Source organism: Lacihabitans soyangensis (assembly GCF_024343775.1).
GTDB classification, from domain to species: Bacteria; Bacteroidota; Bacteroidia; order Cytophagales; family Spirosomataceae; genus Leadbetterella; species Leadbetterella soyangensis.
The window spans coordinates 1-1,879 of record NZ_RJUF01000130.1 but is presented as its reverse complement, the minus strand read 5'-3'; the positions used below and the strand labels follow the sequence as shown (position 1 = coordinate 1,879).

Here is a 1,879-nt window from a genome sequence, read left to right as displayed (position 1 = left end):
TGCTTCCTCCACGGCCTTTGGGATTGACAGCCACTGAAACAGATGCCGGCATAAAACTCACCTGGCAAGGGCAAAAAGTATGTAAAACCGCTGGTAAAATCTTGGTATATAGAAAAAGCGGTTGTAGTGGTTTGAACCCCGGAGAATGTGCTTCAGGCATACCGAACGATTGGGGATATTCACTTGTTGGTGAAGTAAACGTAGCAGATAGCACCTATCTGGACACCAAGGCCGACAAGGGTTCTATTTACAGTTACAGATTGGTAACGGAGTTGGCTGTTAATCAATTTTTGAACATGCAAAGTGCTCCATCTACAGAGTTTTGCATAGGCTCCGAAATAAAACAAGGTATGAACGTCATGACCAAGGTTTCGGTTACAAAAACCGACCTGACTACCGGCGAAATATTGGTAAATTGGACAAAACCATTGGATCTGAAATTAGACGAGAGCAAAGGACCATACGTATATAAACTATACAGAGCCTTAGGAATTGGTGGTGAAAACTATACCCTAATCCATACCCAGAACACTACTTTAGGCACTGCGGCTGATACTGTTTTTACCGACAAAAACCTCAATACCAAAGAATTAGTATACAGATACAAAGTAGAATTCTATACAGAGTCCACTAAACTGTTCAGTAGTTCAGCAGTAGCCTCAAGTGTCAGATTAGGCATTCTGCCGGACGACAAATCGCTGAAACTTTCATGGGAAGCAAACGTGCCTTGGTCCAACGAAAACCGTACACATTTTATCTACAGAGAAGACAAACTCAATCTGGGCAAATTTAATCTTGTAAAAAAGTTAAAAGTTACACAAGCAAACACCTTTGCTTTTACGGATATCGGCCTAGACGAAGAAAAAGAGGATGGCGATATATCTTACGACATACAAAATGGCGAAACGCATTGCTATTTTGTGGTAACCTATGGTGCTTACACTGAGCTACCTCAGTTTGGAGTTTTGGAAAACTATTCACAAATAGCTTGCGGCAGTCCTGCCGACAAATCGCCACCTTGTACGCCAGCCATAGTGAATACACCAGGTGGAAGCGGTTCGGGCTGTGTTGGACTGACCTCAAAAGACTTTTGCAACGACAACGTGTTTGTCAATAAACTCAATTGGAACAGCCCAACTACTAGTGGTACAGGTGCTTGCAGGCAAGATATCGTTTCTTACAGTATATTTTTTGCAAGATACGAAGACGAAAAGCCTACTTTGATTGCTGTACAAGAAGCTTCGTCTGGCAATTCGTTCTCGCATAGGAGAAACTCAAAAGATGGTTTTGCGGGATGTTACTATATTTCGGCTAAAAATTCGATAGGCATTGAAAGCGAAATAAGCAACAAAATATGCTTTGACAATTGCGAAGATCTTAGTTTTCCTAATGTATTTTCGCCAAACAATGATGGCAAAAACGACACTTTCTCTCCGATGAATTGCCCAGCATTTATCAATAACATCAGTTTTGATGTATATTCTTCGCAGGGACTAAAAGTGGCTACCAGCACAGGAGAAAGATTGGAATGGGATGGTAAAGACCTTAATGGCAACGATTTGCCTTCCGGAGTATATTATTATTACATCACTGTTAATTTTGAAAAACTTGACCGAGCTGGACTAACAAAAACCATTAAGGGATATGTGACTTTGATTAGGTAATCAGAACCTTTATGGCCTGGAATCCCTTCTTGTTAAAACTCTAACTTGGTCAACTTTTTAACATTAAGAAAATTAAAAGGTTAAGAACGTTTAGAAGATATAAAGAGCTTCATGACCTCCATTTTCTTAATCACTTCATGTTAAAAAGTTCAATTGCATTCTTTTTCCAACATTAAGAAAATTAAGGAGTTAAGAACATTTAGAAGATATATAGA

General features: G+C 39.6%; 1 protein-coding gene. It reads left to right on the top strand.

The genetic code is table 11. The features are described 5' to 3' along the window. The coding region (locus EGI31_RS14955) for a T9SS type B sorting domain-containing protein (protein WP_255037980.1) at positions 1–1,664 on the top strand (1,664 nt) is incomplete at its 5' end. Positions 1,665–1,879: the final 215 nt, after the last annotated feature.